Here is a 21,966-nt window from a genome sequence, read left to right on the forward strand (position 1 = left end):
GTTTATTTGCGCGTTGCAGTTTGTTGCGTATGACGTTTTATGACAGAGGTTGTCATAACAAAAGTTCAAACAGGGAGGCGAAGACGTTGTCCCCAGGCGAGCAGCAAGAAGATTGTGCGGGCCTCGCTTCTTGCGCTTACAGATCCTCATGTAAAGGATCCGAATATCTTGAACACCATTTACGCGCTCGCGATAAAGCACCGAATGGATGAGGTCGGCGCCGCGTACGATCCCGACGATCAGGAGAACCCTGCCGAGAAAACCCCAGTCCTCCGCAAGCTGAAGAAGAAGGCGGAATCTTCCGCTTTGGCATCCCTCCAGGCGCATCCGACGTGAACGGGAGGGAGGAAATCTGACAACAAAAAAAGACCGGGCAAACCGACCTTCCGTGATCACCCGCGCCGGTGCCAGTACATCCGTGGTCAGGAGCGAGAGGGACCGCCTGAACCCAATATAGGGGCCGACCGTGACCGTGGTAAGTCGGACGTAGCGCCGTCTATCACCTTCCTCACCTTCTGCGCCAACTCTTCCAGCGTCGCCATCACCCGGTTCACCTGCGACAGGGTGGCGGTCATTTCCGGACCGTATCTTGTGACGAGATATTCCCTGTTGGAGGACAGCGTCGCCAGGTGTTCGGCCGTTCGTTTGCGCAAGATCAAGCCGGCACCGGTCGCCCTTTGCGATTTTTTGCCAATGTCGTGTTGAAGGTCGCGAATCTTCTTGGGGTCATGCCCTCCTTTGGCGAGCAGAAACGCATTCAGATAAAGCTCGATCGAGTGGAGAGCCAGAAGCCGGCGCGGGGTATGCGACAGCGGTTTGCCCCGAGGAGAGCATTCCCCAAGCAAAACCGCACCCCTTCGGTAGTGCGACGCCAGGGCCAGAATATCGTGAACGCTTGCTGTATCCCCGGGGTATGCTGCATCCAAGACAAGAACCTCCTCTTGGTTCCAACGTATTGGTGCAGGTTGGCAGGTTGCATTTAGGAGTCAATATCACCCAAAGGTGTTAGGCTGGGCTCTTCCGAAGCCTTACGCCGGCACCGCCATCAACCATCTCGCCGTCCGCTCGGAAAATGACGCCAACAGCTTCCAGCGCCGTCAAGGAAGATTGACCGGGAGCCCGCGCATTAATGACCAAGTGAGCGGCGTGGCCAAAATCGATGCTCCAGCCATACACGAGGTGCCGCTCCACTGGCGCTTCCGCGAAGCCGTCGGCAACATTCTCGCGGCCATGAACCTTTGTTCCTGCGAGGCGGCCAGGTGAGGGCGACCGTGTTCAGCTAATCCCCTGACTGCTCCTCCGCCGGTCTGCCGGTGTTTGGTTGGCCTGTCTGCCGTTGACCATCTCTTTTGCCGCTCGCGCCTCGCGACCTGCCCCGGCTTTTGGTCCTGCCGGGCCCACGCTGCCCCGCAACGGCTTCGCCGTCCTCCACTTTCGTTGTGGCCCTATCGGGTGCGGGCCAGCGCTTAAAGCCCGGCATTCGGACCGCCGTAGCAGGTCGCGATGGTCGCGACCTCAAACGGAGGTTCAAACATGACGAGGCAGCCCACAAAGCAACGATCCGATCTCTACAGCCGCATCACCGACAAGATCGTCGCCGAGCTCGAACAGGGCGTGCGACCCTGGATGCAGCCCTGGAACACGACACAGGCAAGCGACGGCATCACCCGGCCGCTGTCTTCAGCCAGGCGGCCAGCTTGTCTGCAAAAGGATCAAGCTTGGGACATCATTGAGCGACAGAAGGTCGTCCGACTGCTGGTCAAGGAAGTGTTGGTCGACAACGATACCATCACGATCCGGCATTCGATCCCGTCACATCCCAAAATCCCGCCCAGCGGCAGCGCGCCGCACTCAAATGGCACATTCCGGACGGATGACAAAAGTTACCTTTTGCGTTCAGGGAGTGATTTCGCCGCTCCTTGGCAATATCTACCTGCACTACGTTCTCGACCTGTGGGCCAAGCGCTGGCGACAGCGCGAGAACACCGGCGACATGATCATCGTGCGCTATGCGGACGATGTGGTGGTCGGCTTCGAGCGAGAGGAGGACGCCCGTCGTTTCCTCGATGCGATGCGTGCGAGGCTTGAGGAGTTCATGCTGACGCTCCATCCGGTCAAGACCCGCCTGATTGAGTTTGGTCGCTTTGCGGCGGTCAATCGCAAGCGGCGCGGGCTCGGAAAACCGGAGACCTTTACCTTCCTGGGGTTCACACTCATCTGCGGACGATCCCGTCGCGGCCTCTTCCAGCTTCAACGGAAGACCCGCGGGGATCGGATGCGGGCGAAGCTCCAGGAGATCAAGGAGGAGCTACGACGTCGATGGCACCAGTCGATCCCTGAACAAGGGAGATGGCTGAGGCAGGTGGTGACCGGGCATTTTGCCTACTTTGCAGTCCCCACCAACAGTCGCGCAATCTCGGCATTCCACCACCATGTGGTGAACCTCTGGCGGCGGGCGCTCGAGCGCCGCAGCCAGAAAGACCGAACCACATGGACAAGGATCGCTCTGATCTCGGGCGACTGGCTTCCCAAACCGCGTACTCTTCATCCCTGGCCAAGCGTCCGCTTCGCCGTCACTCACCCGAGGTAGGAGCCGAGTGCGGGAATCCAGTTCGACTTACGCAGCCCATTGAATCGAAAGCGCTTCACCGGCAGTTCGATGCTTTGCCTGTCTTCTGAGTTTGTCATTTTCCTATTCCATCCCGGCTGCTTTTGTCGGGTTTGGCACAGGCATGCTAAATGTGAGTAGACTTTGTGAAAACGCTTCGAAAAGGAACCGGGTGGTGCTTGCCGATCGCGCCTCCAGCTACAATAAGCGCCAGCGGTTCGAATCCTATCAAGACCCACATGAATTTGACGGCGCAAAAAAGGATCGTGTCAAACGTATTTCGAGATGCAGGTCGGGGCTCTCCTTGATCTCTATCGCCGCTCACGCGAGCTAGGCCCCACTTGGATCTGCCTCAACACGGTTCAGACACGGCCCCAGTTCGGGCGCTCTTTCCCAGGATAGCCTGACCCTCGCGCTCCAGCAGCCGGGCGATCTCATTTTCCCAGGCTTCGGCGCGACCCTCTTGATTGCTGGCGTTCACTTCTATGATCGCGTTCATGTACCTATCGTTCTATCAAGGCGGGTCGCGACCATCGCACCGGCTGACAAGACCTTGACGTCTGCGCCAAGCTTGTAGCTTGACCGGACCGCTTGTCATCAAATCGAAAGCCGCGCCAATGGTATCATTGGCTCGGCCTTACATAGTTCGCGGCAAGAATGCGGGTTGGCTCCGCATAGCCATGCTGGAAAGATTTTATCTAAAGCCCTAGATCATCGGCGGGGTGACGGCACAAGCGACGACCGCGACGGTCTTGCCGACGTTCTTCAAGCGGTATGGCTGCGGCCCGAAGATCTGAAAGCCTCCGCCGGCTTCAATACGGCTGACGCCTTCTTCCGTCTCCAACTCCACTGTGCCTTCGAGAATACAGGCAGCGGTCTCGCCGTCATGTTTGATCGCGACCTTTCCCGTATCGGTTCCGGGCGAGTAATGCTCGACGAACATCTGGAGCTTCTTGTCGCGGCGCTCTCCGCCAAGCACTCGCATGTCAACCTTGCCCCGTGAAACGACGGCCAGATCCTGCGCCTCGTACACCATCACGTTTTGCTTAGAGGCAGGCAGCGCAAAGAAGTCCGCGATGGAAATCGGGATGGCGTTCAGGATCCGGTGTAGGGAAGCGAGCGAGGGTGCATGCGACTCCGCCTCGATGAGCGAAACCGTTGAGTTCGTCACTCCGGCACGCTTCGCCAACTCTCTTTGTGAGAGCCCGGCCTGCTCGCGGACGACTTTAAGCCTGGCGCCTACCGCGAGATCGGTCGCATCGCTCTTCGCACGCGGTTTTCCGACGATCGTTTCCTCGCCGCCAACCTGCACGTCGTTGTCCTCGTATCCCTTCACGTCTTTCTCCATCTGTCCGAACCCGGCGAATCTATATGTCGAGGGTCTACCGAACAATAGCGATGTGTTTAAAAAAATGAACGGAAGGCATTCTGGAAACAGTGGGACCCCTTACTCGAGAGACTTGACGATATCGGAAGGAGTCGGCCGTTTCCGGCCCCTTCTTGAGCAATCACGCTGATACAACTCCTGCTTGGTAGTGTTTGAAGTGTCGCACGATCAGTCGTCGAGACAGAAAGAAAACATGCTGTAGTGTTTAAAAAAACATATTGCGTGTACCGAAATATTCAACTACGCATTTGGACAACAGAAAACAAAGGGAACATCAGATGAGTGCTTTCAAGTGCAAATCGCGCTGTCGGCGGATCGTCATCCTCGTTCACCGAAACCCGTCCTAATCGACCGATGCCTCAATGAGGCCGACGTGAACGACAGCCCGCTAGAACTACAAGATCTACCCTTCAATGCTCAGACCTACTGACGACAGTTCCGATAGTTCTCAACAAGAAGGACTGGTCGCAGGAGTGCCGTATCCGCCGACCTCTCGACAGGAGGTCACAAACTTCAGTCGAACTTACTGTATTTCAGGAAGGAACGCCTCAATGAGAATGACCCGAAGCATGTTCGTAAAACTTATGACTGCCGCCGCGGTTAGCGTAGCCATACCGAGTGTAGCATTCTCCGAATCCGCCAAGAAATATGTGTTCGTGACGGGCGGCGATTTTGCCCCCTATGACATGACCAACCCAGACGGCACGTTCTACGGCTTTGAGATCGATCTTCTCAAGGAATTGGCGAAGCGCGGCAAGTTCGACTACGAACTGCGGCAGATGGCCTGGGACGGCATGATGCAAAGCCTCATGGACGGTAAGTTCGACGCCATCATCTACAGTGTCACAATCACGGATGAGCGTCTCAAGGTGGTCGACTTCTCGCTTCCCTACACGTCAGAGGCCTCGTCGTTCGCCGTCGAGAAAGACGGAGGGATCTCGATCCCCACCAGCGACGCCAAGATCAATATCGGTGAGGAGGCCGGCAAATCCTTCATCGAAACGAAGGTGGTCCCGGCGCTCAAGGGCAAGACCGTCGGCGCGGAGGCCGGAAGCACCCAGTTGAACTTCGTAAAGCAGTTCCTGGAACAAAATGGCGTGGAAATTCGTCAGTACGTCGGTCTTCCGCAAGCATATCAGGACCTGGCCAGCGGTCGCCTGGATGCCGTGGTGGCTGCGGACACAAGCCTCGCTGACTTCGTCGACAAGAACAAGGACACCGCTGAAGTAACCGGTCCTGGATACGTCGGCGGTACTTTGGGTCTCGGCCCCGGTATCGTCGTTCGAAAAGGAGACACCGCGCTTCTCGGCCCGATCAACGAAGGGCTGAAGCAGATGACCGCAGACGGCAGTCTTTCCGAGCTCACGAAGAAGTGGTTCGGTCGCGATCTGTCCCCCACGCGCTGAGTTCGTCATGATTGAGAAATTGTCCCTTGTGGGCTTTGGAGCTGGAGGATGGGGGTCGCTCCTCCTCCAGGCCGGATTAATGACCCTCGCGGTCTCGACGGTCGCCTTCCTTGTCGGTCTTCTCGTTGGAACCCTTGTTGCTTGGGCAAGGGTTTCTGGTTCGGGGCCTGTGAGAGCACTGGCCTCGGCCTACGTGAGTGTCTTCCGTGGCGTTCCGGACATTCTGGTGATCTACCTTTTCTTTTTCGGCGGACGTCAGTTCCTGACAGCGATTGGAACGGCGGTCGGAATTCCTGGACCGTTCGAAGTGAGCGGGTTCGTAGCAGGCGCGCTAGCTGTCGGTTTGATCTCTTCGGCAAGTCAGTCTGAGGTCCTGCGGGGCGCCTATCAGGCTGTTCCGAAGGGGACAATCGAGGCCGGGTCAGTTGTTGGAATGACACGGTTGACGCTGTTTCGAAGGGTGATCGTGCCCCAGGCTCTCGTCACTGCAATTCCCGGTCTGGGCAACCAATGGCAAGGCGTCGTCAAGGACTCGGCAGTGGTTTCTGTCACGGGTCTAGTCGAAATCATGCGTCAGGTTGCCGTCGCATCCGGCTCCACGCGTGAGTATCTCCTGTTCGCAGGGGCAGGTGCTGCCCTTTATCTTATCATCACGACGCTCTCCGAGCAGATCACGCGTGCAGCCGAGCGGTCGGTTCGACATGGCGAGAAAGGGAAGGCCGCGTAATGAATATCGCCTTCCTATCCGACATCTTCTACAAGCTCCTGTCCGGCGTCCCGCTGACCTTGAACCTCACTATCGTCTCGTTGATCGGCGGTGGGGTTCTAGCGCTTATCCTGAATTCGATGAGGTCGACGCTCGTCGGCAATGCGATCGCTTCGGCCTACGTATTCCTGTTTCGCGGCACACCACTGCTGATTCAGATTTTTGTGATCTACTATGGGCTCAGCGCGATCCCATTTATCCGACACAGCTTTCTTTGGACCTTTCTCCGCGAGCCGTACTGGTGCGGGTTATTGGCGCTGATCCTTAACGATGCGGCGTACACGTCCGAGATTTTGCGCGGAGCGTTTCGAGCAGTTCCTTCTGGATCGTACGAAGCGGCCAAGGTCGTTGGTATGACGCCTTGGGGTACCTTCCGGCGGATCAGCTTTCCGATCGCCTTGAGGCAGGCGATGCCCGCTTATTCGAACGAGGTTGTGGCGATGCTTAAAGGTACGGCCTTGGTCTCCACGATCACGCTGATGGAGGTCACCGGAATTGCAAGCGCCGCTGTTCGAGAGACATGGCGCGCGATCGAGATTTTCGTGTGCGCGGCCCTCATCTATCTTACGCTTTCCCTTCTGGTGACCTGGCTTTTTGCCTACATCGAAGCCCGTCTTTCCCCCTGGCTGTTCCGAGAGGCATGATGAACAATACAAACGCAAAACCTGCGATCGCGATCAAAGCGCTGCGCAAATCATTCGGACCGGTCGAAGTTCTTCGGGGCATCGATCTGACAGCCAGAGACGGTGATGTCATTTCCATGATCGGTTCGAGCGGATCGGGAAAAAGCACGCTTTTGCGTTGCATACCGATGCTGGAGACGCCGAATTCGGGAGAGGTAACGGTTGGAGACGACCACATCCTGCACAATGGTCGCAAGCTGTCCAGATCGGATAATGCCACCGCACGCAGGTTACGTCGTAATCTGGGCTTCGTATTCCAAAGCTTCAATCTTTGGCCACATAGGACGGTGCTTCAAAACGTCATCGAAGCGCCCGTGCACGTTCAGGGCCGGAGCCACCGGGAGGCGACCGAGGAGGCGATCACTCTACTGGAGAAGGTTGGTCTGGCGCATAAGCGCGACGCGTGGCCTACGCACCTCTCCGGCGGTCAGCAACAGCGCGTCGCGATCGCCCGTGCACTTGCGCAGCGCCCGAAGGCCATTCTCTTCGACGAACCGACGTCCGCCTTGGATCCCGAATTGGTCGGCGACGTGCTCAAGGTCATCCGCAGTCTCGCGGAGGAGGGCAGGACGATGATCATCGTCACCCACGAGATGGGATTTGCTCGAGAAGTATCGTCTCGGGTCGTCTTCCTGCATCAGGGGCAGATCGAAGAGGATGGAACTCCGGAGAAGGTCTTTTCAAACCCCGACTCCAGCCGATGCAGAGAGTTCATCGGTAGCCACTTCCAGAGAAACAGGTAGGTTCGGCATAAGATGTCAGCGCTAGAAAACGGTTATCCATATTCGCCGCTCCGACGTGCCGCGGGACTACTGTTCCTATCGGGTGAAGTGGGCGTTGACGATGACGGTAACGCGCCGGAAGGCATCGCGGCTCAGACCCGCCTGACCATGGAGCGTATCGAGCGAACCCTTAAGGCCGAGGGTTCGGATCTTGCTCACATAGTTTCGGCCACAGTGCACCTGACAAACGCTGCGGATTTCGCTGGGTTCAACGAGGAGTACGCGCGCGCGCTGAGGGCGCCGTTTCCTGCTCGTACGACAGTGTGCGCGAGCTTGGTCGACGATGTGTTGGTTGAGATTTCCGTCATCGCCACCGAAAAGCTCTAGGCGTAGAATCTATCCCGCCGGGACAGGGCGTCCGGGCTGCAGTGCCAGAGCTTTTTCGATTGGTCGGATCCTAGGTTGGGACGCCATCATAAGCAATGGCTACATACGAGAATAGGAATTACAGGTTGGGTGACTCACTGGACTTCCAGAACTTTTCAGAGGTTCGCGCAATAGCCAAGCGGCGGCTTCCGAAAGGGATTTTTGAATACATAGACCGGGGGACTGAGGACGAGCGGGCCTTGACCTCGAACCGGGTCGGATTTGATCGTGTAAAGATCAGGCCTTCGGTATTGAAAGGCGACGCAACCCCGCGGTCGACTTCCGTCAATCTCTTTGGCGTCGAATATGTTTCGCCTATCGTCGTTACGCCGACGGCATTCGCCGGCCTAGTGCGCTATCGTGGAGAGATTGAACTCGCCCAAGCCGCTGCCGATTTCGGCATACCGTATTGTGCTGCCACGGAGGCGATTTCTTCGGTCGAAGAAATAGCGGAAGCAAGCTCGGCCCCCGTCTGGTTTCAGCTCTACATCTGGGACAAGGAAGAACTCTCTTACGAATTGATGGATCGTGCGTGGTCGAAGGGCGCGCGCACCCTGGTGCTCACCGCGGACACCGCGGTGATGCCAAAAAGAGAATTCAACCACCGGAACGGCTTCGATATTCCATTCCGTTTTTCGACCAAGAATGTATTCGACGTCGCGAGGCACCCAGGTTGGGCCCTGGGTGTGCTGGGACGTTATTTTGCGACGACGGGACTGCCGAACTTTGCGAATTATCCTCCAGAGTACAGGACGAACCTTTTGAAGCGTGGGGGAGGGCCGTCCCTCAATTTGATGCCGAACCTCAATTGGGGCCATGTGCGTCGTGTCCGCGACCACTGGAAGGGCAATCTGATCGTCAAGGGACTGCTGCGCACCGAAGACGCAATTGCAGCAAGGGATATTGGCGCCGAAGGCATAGTGGTCTCAAACCACGGCGGTCGTATGTTCGATAGCGCGGTTTCGCCGATCGAGGTGCTTCGGGAGATCGCCGAAACCGTCGGCAACGACGTAACCATTCTCGCGGACAGCTCGGTGCAGCGTGGCAGCGATGTCTTCAAGCTCATCGCGTCAGGGGCAAATGCCGTCTTGGTGGGACGCAGCATGCTGTACGGCACCGCGGCCGCCGGTCGGAAGGGTGCAATGCAGATGATGCAAATCCTTACCGACGAAATCGGCCTCACGATGGACCTGAGCGGTTGCCGGTCGGTGGCCGAAATCGAAGAGAAGATGCTCCATCGCGGCACCTACTGACGCTTGTTCACGCCCATGCAGAGCCTGTGACGTGGTGGCGGCGCCTTCTGGACGGCCGTGCATCCATTCGTGCCAAGAATTCGACCAATGAACAAGAGGGAGTGATCTCATGTCCAGTGATCAACCGAACGTCGAACTACTGAACGATATCGGTCCGCGCATCTCGGAACTGGTTTCAGATGTAGAACCTCGGCTAATCGAAATTAGGCGCGATCTGCACGCACATCCTGAACTGGGTTTCGAGACAACGCGAACCGCAAAGATCGTGGCGGATGAGTTGACAGCGTTGGGACTGCCTGTGAAGACGGGCGTCGGGCGCAGCGGAGTGGTCGCAGAAATTGCCGGCCAGCACCCAGGGCCGTGCGTGATAATCAGAGCAGACATGGACGCGCTTCCGATCGAGGAGGCGACCGGCTTGCCATTTGCATCCACGGTGGAAGGAAGCATGCACGCGTGCGGGCATGATCTTCATACGGCCTCTTTGCTTGGCGCCGCAAAAGCTCTTACGGCTCTGAGACCTCGTCTGCGCGGTAATGTGCGTCTTGTTTTCCAACCCGCTGAGGAGATTGCCGACAGTGGCGCTGCTGCAATGATCCAGGACGGCGCCGCGGAAGGTGCTGACTTCGCCATCGGATTTCACAACATGCCCGACCTTCCGGCCGGACGGGTGCAGCTAACGCGGGGGGCCAGTACTGCATCGAGCGATGAGTTCCAGGTCATTGTACGCGGCGTTTCGGGACATGCAGCACGACCGCATCTGGCGGAGGATCCGATCGTAGCCGCCGCTTACATGATCGCGCAGCTTCAGACGGTCATATCTCGCCAGGTCGATCCGTCAAACTCAGCCGTTCTCACTGTTGGGTCAATTCATGGCGGTAGGACACAGAATATCATCCCGGACGCATGCATCTTCGAAGGAACCGTAAGATGCAGAAGCCCCGAGGCAAGAGATATCGTCGAAGGCTCATTCCGAAGGATCTGTAACGGCGCCGCGCAGGCAATGAACGTCGCGGTGGATATCGACTATGTCCGTGGCGTGCCGGGTGTTATGAACGACGAGGGTCTCGTAACGCGCGCGACGGAGGCCTTTACGCACCAGTTCGGCGAGGCGCCGCTCATTGAAGTCGGTCGCGATTTCGGAGGCGAGGACTTCGCCTACTTCTCGGAGCGGATGCCTGCGATCCATATCAACATCGGGTCCAGCCAGCCCGGCCGAGCAGATCGATTGCATAACTCGGACTACCAGCCGGACGAGGCTTGCATCGCAAGGAGCGCAGAGGTCATCACAAGGATGGCCGTGGAGCTGCTTTCCTAGGGAATAAGCTGACGGCTCCACGAGCAGAGCTCGGAAAGTACACGGAATACGAGGCAGTCGTCACCCAATGGGTGAGGGCTGCCTTTCTCCTTCTGAGCTTGTCGTCCTTTCGTGCATGCAGAGACGGAGCTTTAACTGCCGATTGGACGTTGACGAATTGCATATGGAAGGTTTTCGCTACGGGAACACGGCTCGAACTAGTCCGAGCAGATAAGAGCAGCGGATGATGACGGTCGGCAAACGGATAGTCCTGCGCGCTCCGGGAGCTTGAGATGTTCGACAGAGAGCTCCAGCCAGGGTCTGTTCGTTTCTAGGGCGTCACCAAAAGTCACGACGGTGCCACCCCTGATCGAGGAAGGGTTAGACCTTTCGATCGCGAAAGGCGAGTTCCTCACGATGTCGGGCCGTCGGAATCTGGGGACCCGACCCTCGAACCTGAAGAACCTCGAAGTCTCCATTCCACCGAACAGGCAGTTCTGTGTGGAAAACAACGACAGGCTGACCTAACGGCTGCAGACTTGGTCGGCAAACTAGGGTCCAGCCGCGCTGTTGTGGCGTCCTCCCAGGGCCGCCCGGATGCCTCGACGATCGGCGCATCCGGGCGAACGGGGAAATCGAACCGTACCGGACGAAACCTTTGAACAAACTCAACTTCCAAGCAGACGGCAGGGCCACGGCGCAATCAGGGGAGCACGCTGCGGCAGCCGCAAAGTGATCGACCGCAACATGGGCGGACGACATCTGAGCCTTTTATTCTACCTTTGTCTTATCGTAGCTTTCCGCGTTAGGGTACGGGAACCACCAGAAATCCTGCGGCGCGGCGGCCGGATCGATCACCACGTACTTCGAAGACTGAAACTGCGCCAGGCCTTCGGGTCCGAGCTGCCGACCTACGCCCGAGAGCTTTCGCCCGCCGAAGGGCAGGGCGTCGTTGTCGAGGATCGGCGCATTGATCCACAGCATACCGGATTCGACTTCGCTGACCGCGCGCATCATTTCGCCCATGTCACGGGAGTAGAGGTTTGCACCAAGACCGAAATCTGAACGGTTCGCGAGCTCAAGAGCCTCATCGAAGCTCTTGACCCGGCAAATCGGCGCTACCGGACCGAAGGATTCGCCGTTCAAAATCTCCGATTCCGGGGAGACGTTCGTCAGGACCGCAGGTTCGATGAACCAACCATGGTTCAGTCCGTTCGGCCGGCCGCCACCGGTGGCGAATGTCGCGCCTTCCTGTCGAGCACGCGCAAGCAGAGCCTCGAAGCGGTCCCGTTGACGGTGGGTGGCCATTGGCCCGATATCGACGTTCTCCAGACCATTGCCAATGCGCAGCTTCCGGGTTTCCGCAACTAGGCGCTCGACGAATTCGTCGTGAATACTGTCGTGAACGTAAAAGCGTTCCGCAGATGTGCATACCTGACCGCAATTCAGGTAGGCGGCGAAGGCGGCAGCTCGCACAGCGACGTCCATCGGCGCCGAAGGCATGACGATGAATGGGTCGTTGCCTGATGCTTCGATCAGCGCCGGTTTGAAGGTGTCGGCGCATACCTTCATGATCTCCTGTGCGATCGGAACGGAGCCTGTATAGGCAACGCAATGCGTCTTTTTGCTTCGCACGAGATGCTGAGCCACGCGAGGGCCGCCGGTCACGACTTGAACCAGGCCACTCGGAAGGTCGTTGAACACCTCCGCGAACTTCAACGTCGTGATGCTCGTCTGCTCGTGCGGCTTGATGATCACTGAGTTTCCGGCAGCAAGAGCGGCCGCAAGTTCCCAGCACAGCAGGACCAGAGGGAAGTTGAATGGAAGGATGATCACGACTGTGCCAAGCGGTTCCTTGACGGAGAAATGGAACTGGCCTGGAACGGTGGTGCCTGCGATTCTGCCGACGTCGTTCCGTCCGAGCTCGGCATAATAGTCGATTGCGGTAGCACACCACGACGTCTCGTCGACGGACTCCTTGAACGGCTTACCTTCCTCACGGGTCATGAAGTACCCGTAGATCGCCTTGTCACGACGGATCTTTGCAGCCACTTCGTGCAGCATGGTGGAGCGCGTGCGGGGATCGATCGCCAGCCAAGCCTTGCGGGCTGAGTTGGCAATGTCGATGATATTCTCCACCTCTTGTTCCGTGGCGTTTGCGATTTCGCCGATCCGATCTTCGGTCGCCGGATCTATGACTGCAATGCGTTCGGTGGCGCCACTCTTTAGGTAAGCACCGTCCACATATAGCTTGCCGGAAAGGCGATCGAACTCCTGATGAAGGGACATGTTTTCTCCTAGTTGGCTCAAGCATGAAAGCCGGAGCTATGGTTCGAGCCACGAGTTACCCAAGGCTTACTGGTGGCAATTCTTCAAAGGCGGAGCGTCGAACTTCTCCTCGCTCGTTCGACGGCCCTTAGGTTTAGAGTTTTCGCGATGCTGCGCCGCAGGCTTCTTTCGTTCCGTTAGAAACTGAGGTCATCTCTTCAGCCTTGGCTAAGGTGGGCGAGAAGGCACAGCTTCGCCGTCCGACCCGACCGTGAAGGCTTCGGCAAAATTGTCCATGGTGAAAGTCGTGCGACACTCCGCGTCCGATTGAGTTCAACAGCGCGGTCGCCAGCGTCGCAACGCTATGTCAAATATTTTCAACATTCAATACGTTTTTTTTAACGGCGCGAGTTTCAGGTTTTCAGTCGGAAAAACAACGGGCTTCGAAGAATCGTCATACTCTTTACCATAAAGTGCGATCGCAGATCGCTGATCACAGTATTGACAACGTGTTTTGGATAAGCTCTGAAATTCGCCCATGCAGCGTCTAAAGCCACTGTTGGACGCACTCAAATGCGATGGGAGACGAGCCATGACCCTTACGAAAACAACCACCCAAGGCCTTTACACCGCTACGACGACACCGATGCATCCGGATGGGTCGTTGAACCTGTCGCTGATCCGCTCGCAGGTCGAGAGCCAACTTAAGGCAGGCATCTCTGGTCTCGTCGCGGTCGGCGGGACAGGTGAAGCGTCCGCCCTTTCAGCTTCCGAAAGAGTCGAGGTGGTCCGGGCCACGGTCGAGGCTGCCGCGGGCCGGGTTCCGGTTGTCGCCGGCGTCACCACGCCCGGCCTACTGGATACGCTGGCGTTGGGACGCTCCTTCCTCGACGCGGGAGCCGACGGGCTGATGGTCATTACGCCGTACGGCACCGCTCCGAGCCAGGCAGGTATCCGCGATTTCTACAAGGCGGTGGCCGACGGAGTGGGCCAAGCAGTCATGCTATACGACATCCCCTATCTGACTTTGGTGACCACGAGTCCGGATACCGTGCTCGATATCGCGAACGACGGTTCGATCTTCGCGATGAAGGCTTCGAATCCGGACCAGGCGGCGTTCACACGCCTTGTGCAACTCGTAGGAGACAAGATCGCCATCATGTCGGGCGACGAGCATCTCTTCGCGGTGCAGACTTCTCTCGGCGCCGTCGGCGGCGTCCTGGCTTCAACGAACATACTGCCCAGGACCTGGGTGCAGATCATGGAGACGGCACGCGCCGGTGATCTCAAGCTCGCGCAGCGGCACATCGCGCGCATTCACGATTTCCTCGTCAACGTCTACGCGGAGCCAAATCCCGGTCCAATGAAGGCAGCACAGGCTCTCACAGGCCTCGACGTCGGTCCTGTCCGTCTACCGAACAGGGCGCCCGAAGCGGCGCTTGTGGGCAACATGCGACAGCAACTGACCGACCTGCTCGCTTACGAGAACGCGCTCGCCGGCTAGGAGAGCGTGTCTCACTACAAGCAAGTTCAATCCCGTGCGGGAAATGAACGGGGAACATAATCAACTGGAGAAAGAGGAATGTCGCCTAAAGCTAACATTCATTCCATTTGTACTGCAGTCGCGTTCGCCGGAGCCTTTGGCTTCACTGCTCATGCCGCCGAGCCCTATTACGAGCTTCCGGCAGATTATTCTGTATGCTCCGACAACTCCTATCAGCGCGCCGTCGATAATGGTGTGAAACTCGGGGTAGCCGCCGCCATGCCGTGGTCAGGGATTGATCCGGCGACGGGCAAACCTATCGGGATCGACGTCGAAATGCATGCCGAGGTGCTTAAGCACATGGGCATCACGAAGATCACTTACGAAGCCGGTGCCTTCAATTCTCTCATCCCGTCGATGCTTTCTAAGCGCATCGACATGGTCGTTACCGACATCCATGTGACGCCGGAGCGCATGAAGACGATCGCGTTCAGCGGACCGGTATGGTGGTACGGACCGGCAGTGGTGGTGCAAGCCGGTAATCCCAAGGGCGTGAAATCCTTTGCCGATCTGTCAAAGCTGCGCGTCGGCGTGCTTCTCGGCACCGGCACCGACGAGTACCTGAAGAAGGTGGGCGTTGCCGCGACCCGCTACCAGAGCTACGCCGAAGAGTTTGCTGCGATCCAGCAGGACAAGGTGGACGTCGTTCTGGAGTACGATCTTCTAGCAGCGGAATTCAAGAAAGCCAACCCGGACGCAAAGGTCGAAGCTCTCTCAAATTTTGCGATCCCGGACGACCTCCTGAAGAACGGATACGGATACGCGCGCTTCGGCCTTCGTAAGGAAGACTGCAGTTTTCGGGCCGCATTCGACCAATCACTCGCAGAAGTGAGGGCATCGGGCGCGATGTCTGAGATCCTGAATAGGAACGGTCTTTCCGACCGGAACCTCTTCGTCTTCCCCCTGCAAACGAACTAATCCAAGGAGCGACGTCGACATCGGCCGGCGACCTCCGGCCGATGTTCGTCATCGAGACAAAAATGGAACTTTTGAACCTCGATGTAATTCGAACCTACGGGTTCGTGCTTCTGCAAGGACTCGGCAACACCGTATTGCTGACACTCATCGTGATCGTGCTCGCCGGTGTTCTGGCGATTCCATTGGCGCTGATCCGAACATCGCAGCACCTGGCAGTGCGCCTTCCATTTGAGGCGTTCGTCGAGATTATCCGCGGCACGCCGCTAATCCTGCAGTTGTTTTACGTCTATTACGTGCTACCGTCCGCCGGCTTGCAGCTCGACCCGTTCGCCGCGGCAGTGGTAGCGTTAACGATCAACTACACAGCCTTCCTGAGCGAAGTGTACAGGGGCGGCATCAAGTCCGTGCCGGACGGCCAGCGCAACGCCGGCTCTCGGCATGACGCCCAGAAAAGCCTTTATCAGGGTGATCTTGCCGCAGGCTTTCAGGATCGTGACGCCGACGCTTGGAAACTATTTCATTGCGCTCTTCAAAGACACGGCGCTGGCATCCGTGGTTACAGTGAATGAGCTCCTCTACACCGGCAATCTCGTGTCGTCGTCGACATTCCAATACTTCACTGTCTACACCGTGACGGGTATCCTCTATTTCGCTGCTGGTTTCCCGGCCGCACTGCTCGTCCGATATCTCGAGAAGCGGCAGACAAGGGCGCGGAGGCCTCGCGGCCCGGCCCGCCCGTTGAACATCGACGCGATACCAACGGGGGGAGCAGTCTGATGATCAATCTGAAGAACTTGCAGAAATGCTACGGAACGCTGTCCGTGATCAATGGCGTGTCACTGGACATTCGTAAAGGCGAAGTCGTTTGCTTGGTCGGCCCCTCCGGGAGCGGAAAGTCCACCCTGCTGAGGTGTGTCAACAACCTCGAATCCTTGACGGCTGGCGAGATCTACCTCGACGGGGAAAAGGTCTACTATGACGAGACGTCGACGGGCCTCAGGCCGCACAGTCAAGTGCGGATCGCAAAAGTTCGTGCACGCCTCGGGATGGTCTTCCAAGATTTCAACCTGTTCCCACACATGACCGCGCTTCAAAACGTCATGGAAGGTCCGGTGCAGGTCCTAGGCGTCAGCAAGCGCGAAGCCCAGGAAACTGCGCTCGCGCTTCTCAAGCGTGTCGGCCTCGCCGAAAGACATGATCATTACCCCGAAGAACTCTCGGGCGGCCAGAAGCAGCGCGTCGCCATAGCGCGAGCGCTCGCGATGAAGCCGGAGGCTATGCTTTTCGATGAACCTACATCGGCACTGGACCCGGAGCTTGTCCATGAGGTCCTCTCCGTGATGAGGGAACTGCGCAACGATGGCATGACTATGATCATCGCGACACACGAGATGAACTTCGCCCGAGAAGTCGCCGACCGGATCGTTTTTCTCGAGGGCGGAGTGGTCATCGAAGACTCGCCACCGGCAGCCTTCTTCGACGTCACCACCAGTCCTCGCAAGGAAGGCTTCCTCCGCAGCTTGAGCCGCAGGTAGCGAAAGCACTCCTGACGTCCCCATCAGGCATAACGCAGGGAACGCCATTCAGACGTCAATGTGTCCATGATCGAAAGCAAACAGGATGAAAATCGAAGACTCCGTTAAAGCGAAGCTGGTCGACATTTTAGGCGACCGGTTCAGCGTCAACCCGTCGATGATACAGCAACACGCTCGCGGAGAGGGCCATCTGCCAGAGGCCCCGCCGGACGCGGTAGGCTTCCCAATCTCTACTGCAGAAGTCAGCGCGGTGCTGAAGGTGTGCAGTGCCGCCGGAATTCCGGTCATCCCCTGGGGAGCTGGTACCTCGCTTGAGGGCAACGTATCGGCTCTCCATGGCGGGCTCTGCGTAGACCTGAGCAAAATGAATGAGATCCACGCCGTCAATGCAGCGGATCTCGACGCGACAGTCGGCCCAGGCGTCACGCGAAAGCAGCTAAATACCTATCTCCGCGACACGGGGTTGTTCTTTCCGGTCGATCCCGGCGCAGACGCCACGATCGGAGGAATGGCCGCCACACGAGCCTCTGGAACCAATGCCGTCCGCTACGGAAACATGAAGGCGAACGTCCTCGCCCTCGAAGTCGTGCTTCCCAGCGGCGACATCATCAGGACCGGCTCGCGCGCTCGCAAGTCCGCAGCGGGCTATGACCTTACAAGCCTGTTCGTCGGTAGCGAAGGCACCCTTGGCCTGATTACCGAAGTTACGCTTAAACTTTACGGTCTGCCGGAAACGATCGCATCGGGCGTGTCTCATTTCCCTACCGTGGAAGCGGCCGTTTCACTGGTAACGGAAGCCGTACAGCTTGGCATGCCTCTTGCCCGCGTAGAGTTTCTCGACGAGCAGACGATGGTGGCCGTGAATCGCTTCTCGAAGCTCGACCTTCCCGTCGCCCCGACGCTGTTTTTCGAATTTCACGGATCGCCAGTGTCGGTCGCAGACCAGATCGAACAGGTGTCGGGCCTTATTGCATCTCACTCAGGCGCGCCGCTCTTATCGTCGACGGACATCGAGGAGCGCAACAGGCTTTGGCATGCAAGGCACGAAGCGCACTACGCGCTATTGGCAATGCGTCCCAACTCCCGTGTCTACGGGACGGATGCATGCGTGCCAATTTCCAAGCTGGCGGAATGCATAAGGTCGACGAGGGAGGACTTGGAGCGCGTTCCTTTCTTCGTGAGTGTTATAGGTCATGTCGGTGACGGCAACTTCCATCTCGGCATGGTCATCGATCCCGACGACCATGCGGAGTTCGAACTTGCAGAGGAAATCCACGACCGGCTTATCGAGCGAACACTTCGGTTAGGGGGCACCTGCAGCGGCGAGCACGGCATCGGCTATGGTAAGACAAAATACATGCAATGGGAGCATGGCGATGCGCTCGGCACGATGGTCACGCTGAAGCGCGCGTTCGATCCGGGCAACATCATGAACCCAGGCAAGCTCCTGCCGTGACCGCAGCAGGCCTTGCGGTATCGTTTGGCTTGACTGGTCGACCAAAACTCCCTTCTGGTCTTATTACCCCGATTTGGAAGCCTGATTGAGAACACTGATGAAGACAGGACTGCCGCTAGAGCCAATCGACTTCCAGTCGATGCAAGACAAGGTGTACGAACAGCTCCGCTCCGTTCTTATGCGGGGCGGCTTCGAACCCGGCCAGAAGATAAGCGGTCGAATGGTAGGCAAGGCACTAGGTACCAGTGAGATGCCGGCGCGTGCCGCGTTGGGGAGATTACTTGCAGAGCGGGCGCTCGTTCAAAAGGCTAACGGCACATTTGCGGTCCCAGTTGCCACTCGCCAACGATTTCAGGAAGTGATGGAACTCCGAGCGCTACTGGAAGGGCACGCTACGTTCCAGGCCTGCCATCGTATCGACAGGTTGGGTCTGGACGAGCTTCGCCGGGCGTCCGATGGGCTGACAAAGGCATTGAGCGACAACGATCTCGAGGAGTATCTCGATTTCAACCAAAAGCTCAAATTCGGAATCTACCGATATTGCAGTTCCGAGACTTTGCGCAACCATATCGAGTTGCTCTGGCTCCAGTGCGGACCATTCCTACGTCAGTTGACTGTCGATCCGAGCAAAGTTCGAGCAGAATCATACTGCGAGGAGGCGGTCGACGCGCTGGTCGCGCGGGATGCCGACGCCGCGAGTGCCGCAATATCACGTGACATCCGTTCGGGCCTAGAGTTCCTTCTCGTCCATGGCAAGTTCCTCACCGAGGTCGATCCAGACTTGGAAGTCTGAAGCTTAGCAACCCTGTCGATAGTGCGACGCCTATAACCGAATAACCATGTCGGGCAATCAACAGCCGGTTCGGCCTTTCTCGACGCCGACTGGTGTTCGTCGCTTCGTATCGCCGCAAAAACCAGAACTCATTTGAACGTGACATCAACAAAAGGCTTGACTCGGTCAACAACATTGCAGAATTTATGCAAAGTTTGTATCGACCTACGATGCTCAGCTCTGACAAAGGTTAGCTCATGAAAATCCTGGTGCCCGTGAAGCGAGTCATCGACTCAAACGTAAAGGTGCGCGTCCTCGCTGATGGCTCCGGCGTAGACCTCGGCAGTGTGAAGATGTCGATGAACCCCTTCGACGAGATTTCCGTCGAGGAGGCGCTCAGGCTGAAGGAAGCCGGCAAGGCCGAGGAGGTGATCGTCGTGTCGATCGGTCCGGCCAAGGCGGAGGAGACGCTGCGCACCGCGCTCGCCATGGGTGCCGACCGGGCGATCCTGGTGGAGACCGACGACGCCGTCGAGCCGCTCACTGTGGCCAAGATCCTAAAGGTTGTCGCCGACATCGAAAAGCCGGGCTTGATCATCGTCGGCAAGCAGGCGATCGACGACGATAGCAACCAGACTGGCCAGATGCTGGCGGCACTGCTTGGGCTCGCCCAGGCGACCTTCGCCTCGAAGATCGAGATCGGTGACGGCAAGGCTCAGGTGACGCGCGAAGTCGATGGCGGCCTGCAGACGATCGAGATCAAGCTGCCCGCCGTCGTCACCTCGGACCTGCGCCTGAACGAGCCGCGCTATGCCTCGCTGCCGAACATCATGAAGGCGAAGAAGAAGCCGCTCGACAGACAAGCTCCTGCCGATTTTTCCGTCTCCACCGCGCCGCGCCTGAAGGTCTTGAAGACCGAGGAACCATCGGGCCGCAAGGCCGGCGTCAAGGTCAAGTCGGTCGCCGAGCTGGTTGAGAAGCTTAAAGTCGAAGCCGGCGTCCTCTAAGGTTCCGAGAAAGGGAGATATATCCATGGCCATTCTTCTTCTGGCTGACCACGACGGCAGCCACCTTTCCGACCAGACCGCCAAGACGCTGACGGCGGCCGCCAAGATCGGCGGCGATGTCACCATCCTCGTCACCGGCGCCGGTGCCAGGGCTGCGGCCGATCAGGCCGCCAGGCTGTCGGGAGTTTCCAAGGTGCTCCTTGCCGAGGATGCAAGCCTCGCCCACAATCTCGCCGAGCCGCTGGCCGCGCTGATCGTTTCGCTGGCAGGCAGCTACGACACGATCATCGCCGCTGCCACCTCGACCGGCAAGAACGTCATGCCGCGGGTCGCCGCTCTCCTCGACGTCGCCCAGGTCTCGGAAATAACAGAGGTGGTCTCGGCCGACACTTTCAAGCGGCCGATCTATGCCGGCAACGCCATCCAGACGGTGCAGACGACCGACGCCAGACGCGTCATCACCGTGCGCACCGCTTCCTTTCCCCCGGCCTCCCAAGGCCCGTCTGCTGCCGTTGAGGATATCTCAACGGCAGCTCTTTCTTCCGGGCTGTCGCGCTACGTATCCGACGCCCTTTCCACTTCGGACCATCCGGAACTGACCTCGGCGAAGATCATCATCTCCGGCGGCCGCGCACTCGGTTCTGCGGAGAAGTTCAGGGAAGTCATCCTGCCGGTTGCCGACAAGCTCGGGGCCGCCGTCGGCGCAAGCCGCGCCGCAGTCGATGCCGGTTACGCCCCGAACGACTGGCAGGTCGGCCAGACCGGCAAGGTCGTCGCGCCTGAGCTCTACATCGCCTGCGGCATCTCCGGTGCGATCCAGCATCTCGCCGGCATGAAGGACTCGAAGGTCATCGTCGCCATCAACAAGGACGAGGAGGCCCCGATCTTCCAGGTCGCAGACTACGGTCTCGTCGCCGATCTCTTCGATGTCCTGCCGGAGTTGCAGAAGGTGCTCTGACAAATCGCCGTAATTCGCACAGCGGGCGTCGATGGTCGGCCCCGCTCTCGTTTCCGCTCCATGGAGTCGCACGTGACCAACAACAATCTCGTACTAACGGTGTCTTGCAAGTCGGCCAGAGGGATCGTCGCCGCGATCTCCGGATACCTTGCTGAGAGGGGTTGCAACATCGTCGACAGTTCTCAGTTCGACGATCTTGAGACCGGCCGCTTCTTCATGAGGGTTGGCTTCATCTCGGAAGCGGGCGTTGCTGAGGGTGAGATACGCGAGGGTTTCGCTGAAGTGGCCAAGAGCTTCGCGATGGAATACCAGTTTCACAATGGGGAGAAGCGCACCAAGGTCCTGCTGATGGTGTCCCGCTTCGGGCACTGCCTCAACGACCTGCTGTATCGTTGGCGGATCGGTGCTCTTCCGATCGACATCGTTGGTGTGATCTCGAACCACTTCGACTACCAGAAGGTGGTCGTAAACCATGATATCCCGTTTCATCACATCAAGGTCACGAAGGAAAACAAGCCTCAGGCAGAGGCGCGCATGCTCGAGATTGTTGAGCAGACGGGCACGGAGCTTGTCGTCCTCGCTCGCTACATGCAGATCCTTTCCGACCAGCTTTGCGCGAAGATGTCGGGGCGCATCATCAATATCCACCACTCGTTCCTTCCGAGCTTCAAGGGTGCCAATCCCTATAAGCAGGCCTACGAACGTGGGGTGAAGCTGATTGGCGCGACGGCCCATTACGTCACGGCCGATCTCGATGAAGGACCAATCATCGAGCAGGACACGGTGCGCATCACCCACGCTCAGTCCGCGGATGATTACGTATCGCTCGGCCGCGACGTCGAAAGTCAGGTCCTGGCGCGCGCTATTCACGCCCACATCCACCAACGGACGTTCATCAACGGCAACCGAACCGTAGTCTTCCCGGCAAGCCCTGGCAGCTACGCGTCCGAGCGGATGGGCTGAA

20 protein-coding genes and 3 pseudogenes are annotated in these 21,966 nt (G+C 58.1%); 20 read left to right on the plus strand and 3 right to left on the minus strand.

The annotated features are described in order from the left end of the window. Positions 1-78 precede the first annotated feature (78 nt). Positions 79-336, plus strand: a pseudogene (locus tag NBG89_RS31925) (hypothetical protein); the annotation flags it as partial. A gap of 86 nt (positions 337-422) precedes the next feature. Here NBG89_RS31925 and NBG89_RS31930 read toward each other — a convergent pair. Next, positions 423-926 (minus strand): hypothetical protein, encoded by a 504-nt coding sequence (locus tag NBG89_RS31930; RefSeq protein ID WP_431324905.1) that lies wholly within the window; start codon positions 924-926, stop codon positions 423-425. A 607-nt stretch (positions 927-1,533) separates the two neighbouring features. Here NBG89_RS31930 and NBG89_RS31935 point away from each other — a divergent pair. Further along, positions 1,534-1,620, plus strand: a pseudogene (locus tag NBG89_RS31935) (hypothetical protein); the annotation flags it as partial. Between the two features lie 283 nt (positions 1,621-1,903). Then, positions 1,904-2,590 (plus strand): annotated as a pseudogene (locus NBG89_RS31940) (reverse transcriptase domain-containing protein); the annotation flags it as partial. Between the two features lie 724 nt (positions 2,591-3,314). Here NBG89_RS31940 and NBG89_RS31945 read toward each other — a convergent pair. Beyond that, a complete protein-coding gene (locus NBG89_RS31945) occupies positions 3,315-3,944 on the minus strand; it encodes a helix-turn-helix domain-containing protein (protein ID WP_431324906.1) in 630 nt (209 codons plus the stop codon). A 620-nt stretch (positions 3,945-4,564) separates the two neighbouring features. Here NBG89_RS31945 and NBG89_RS31950 point away from each other — a divergent pair. The 7 genes from NBG89_RS31950 to NBG89_RS31980 all read left to right on the plus strand — a co-directional run bounded on the left by NBG89_RS31950 (position 4,565) and on the right by NBG89_RS31980 (position 10,566). After that, positions 4,565-5,401, plus strand: coding sequence for a transporter substrate-binding domain-containing protein (locus NBG89_RS31950; protein ID WP_431324907.1), 837 nt, complete (start codon positions 4,565-4,567; stop codon positions 5,399-5,401). Between the two features lie 7 nt (positions 5,402-5,408). Next, positions 5,409-6,128, plus strand: a complete 720-nt coding sequence (locus NBG89_RS31955; RefSeq protein WP_431324908.1) for an ABC transporter permease — start codon at positions 5,409-5,411, stop codon at positions 6,126-6,128. After that, complete coding sequence (locus NBG89_RS31960; protein WP_431324909.1) at positions 6,128-6,811, plus strand: ABC transporter permease; 684 nt, start codon at positions 6,128-6,130, stop codon at positions 6,809-6,811. The genes NBG89_RS31955 and NBG89_RS31960 overlap by 1 nt, the downstream gene beginning before the upstream one ends. Continuing rightward, positions 6,808-7,593, plus strand: a complete 786-nt coding sequence (locus NBG89_RS31965) for an ABC transporter ATP-binding protein (protein WP_431324910.1) — start codon at positions 6,808-6,810, stop codon at positions 7,591-7,593. Before NBG89_RS31960 ends, NBG89_RS31965 begins: the two co-directional genes overlap by 4 nt. A 12-nt stretch (positions 7,594-7,605) precedes the next feature. Next, on the plus strand, positions 7,606-7,959 hold the full coding sequence (locus tag NBG89_RS31970; RefSeq protein ID WP_431324911.1) for a RidA family protein: 354 nt from the start codon (positions 7,606-7,608) through the stop codon (positions 7,957-7,959). 95 nt (positions 7,960-8,054) lie between these two features. Further along, complete coding sequence (locus tag NBG89_RS31975; protein WP_431324912.1) at positions 8,055-9,251, plus strand: alpha-hydroxy acid oxidase; 1,197 nt, start codon at positions 8,055-8,057, stop codon at positions 9,249-9,251. Positions 9,252-9,360: 109 nt separating this feature from the next. Next, positions 9,361-10,566, plus strand: a complete 1,206-nt coding sequence (locus NBG89_RS31980) for a M20 metallopeptidase family protein (RefSeq protein WP_431324913.1) — start codon at positions 9,361-9,363, stop codon at positions 10,564-10,566. Positions 10,567-11,316: 750 nt separating this feature from the next. On the opposite strand, the gene NBG89_RS31985 is transcribed toward NBG89_RS31980, so the two are convergent. After that, on the minus strand, positions 11,317-12,834 hold the full coding sequence (locus NBG89_RS31985) for an aldehyde dehydrogenase family protein (RefSeq protein ID WP_431324914.1): 1,518 nt from the start codon (positions 12,832-12,834) through the stop codon (positions 11,317-11,319). A gap of 571 nt (positions 12,835-13,405) precedes the next feature. Here NBG89_RS31985 and NBG89_RS31990 point away from each other — a divergent pair. The 10 genes from NBG89_RS31990 to purU all read left to right on the plus strand — a co-directional run bounded on the left by NBG89_RS31990 (position 13,406) and on the right by purU (position 21,965). Next, complete coding sequence (locus NBG89_RS31990; RefSeq protein ID WP_431324915.1) at positions 13,406-14,317, plus strand: dihydrodipicolinate synthase family protein; 912 nt, start codon at positions 13,406-13,408, stop codon at positions 14,315-14,317. Between the two features lie 78 nt (positions 14,318-14,395). Further along, entirely contained in the window at positions 14,396-15,274 is an 879-nt protein-coding gene (locus tag NBG89_RS31995) for a substrate-binding periplasmic protein (RefSeq protein ID WP_431324916.1), read from the plus strand. A 41-nt stretch (positions 15,275-15,315) separates the two neighbouring features. Then, positions 15,316-15,843, plus strand: a complete 528-nt coding sequence (locus NBG89_RS32000; RefSeq protein ID WP_431324917.1) for an amino acid ABC transporter permease — start codon at positions 15,316-15,318, stop codon at positions 15,841-15,843. After that, on the plus strand, positions 15,740-16,051 hold the full coding sequence (locus NBG89_RS32005) for an ABC transporter permease subunit (RefSeq protein ID WP_431324918.1): 312 nt from the start codon (positions 15,740-15,742) through the stop codon (positions 16,049-16,051). The genes NBG89_RS32000 and NBG89_RS32005 overlap by 104 nt, the downstream gene beginning before the upstream one ends. Then, positions 16,051-16,809, plus strand: coding sequence for an amino acid ABC transporter ATP-binding protein (locus NBG89_RS32010; protein WP_431324919.1), 759 nt, complete (start codon positions 16,051-16,053; stop codon positions 16,807-16,809). The genes NBG89_RS32005 and NBG89_RS32010 overlap by 1 nt, the downstream gene beginning before the upstream one ends. Before the next feature lie 85 nt (positions 16,810-16,894). Further along, entirely contained in the window at positions 16,895-18,265 is a 1,371-nt protein-coding gene (locus NBG89_RS32015; RefSeq protein WP_431324920.1) for an FAD-binding oxidoreductase, read from the plus strand. A gap of 97 nt (positions 18,266-18,362) precedes the next feature. Further along, the gene (locus NBG89_RS32020; RefSeq protein WP_431324921.1) at positions 18,363-19,058 is read left to right on the plus strand and encodes a GntR family transcriptional regulator; all 696 of its coding nucleotides are present in this window, start codon (positions 18,363-18,365) and stop codon (positions 19,056-19,058) included. Positions 19,059-19,294: 236 nt separating this feature from the next. Continuing rightward, on the plus strand, positions 19,295-20,044 hold the full coding sequence (locus NBG89_RS32025) for an electron transfer flavoprotein subunit beta/FixA family protein (RefSeq protein WP_431324922.1): 750 nt from the start codon (positions 19,295-19,297) through the stop codon (positions 20,042-20,044). A 25-nt stretch (positions 20,045-20,069) separates the two neighbouring features. Then, the gene (locus NBG89_RS32030) at positions 20,070-21,002 is read left to right on the plus strand and encodes an electron transfer flavoprotein subunit alpha/FixB family protein (RefSeq protein ID WP_431324923.1); all 933 of its coding nucleotides are present in this window, start codon (positions 20,070-20,072) and stop codon (positions 21,000-21,002) included. 60 nt (positions 21,003-21,062) lie between these two features. Then, a complete protein-coding gene (purU, locus tag NBG89_RS32035) occupies positions 21,063-21,965 on the plus strand; it encodes a formyltetrahydrofolate deformylase (protein ID WP_431324924.1) in 903 nt (300 codons plus the stop codon). The last annotated feature ends 1 nt before the right edge of the window (position 21,966 follow it).

Origin of the sequence: Rhizobium sp. YTU87027, from assembly GCF_050644135.1 — a bacterium.
In the GTDB taxonomy this organism is placed as follows: Bacteria; Pseudomonadota; Alphaproteobacteria; order Rhizobiales; family Rhizobiaceae; genus Rhizobium.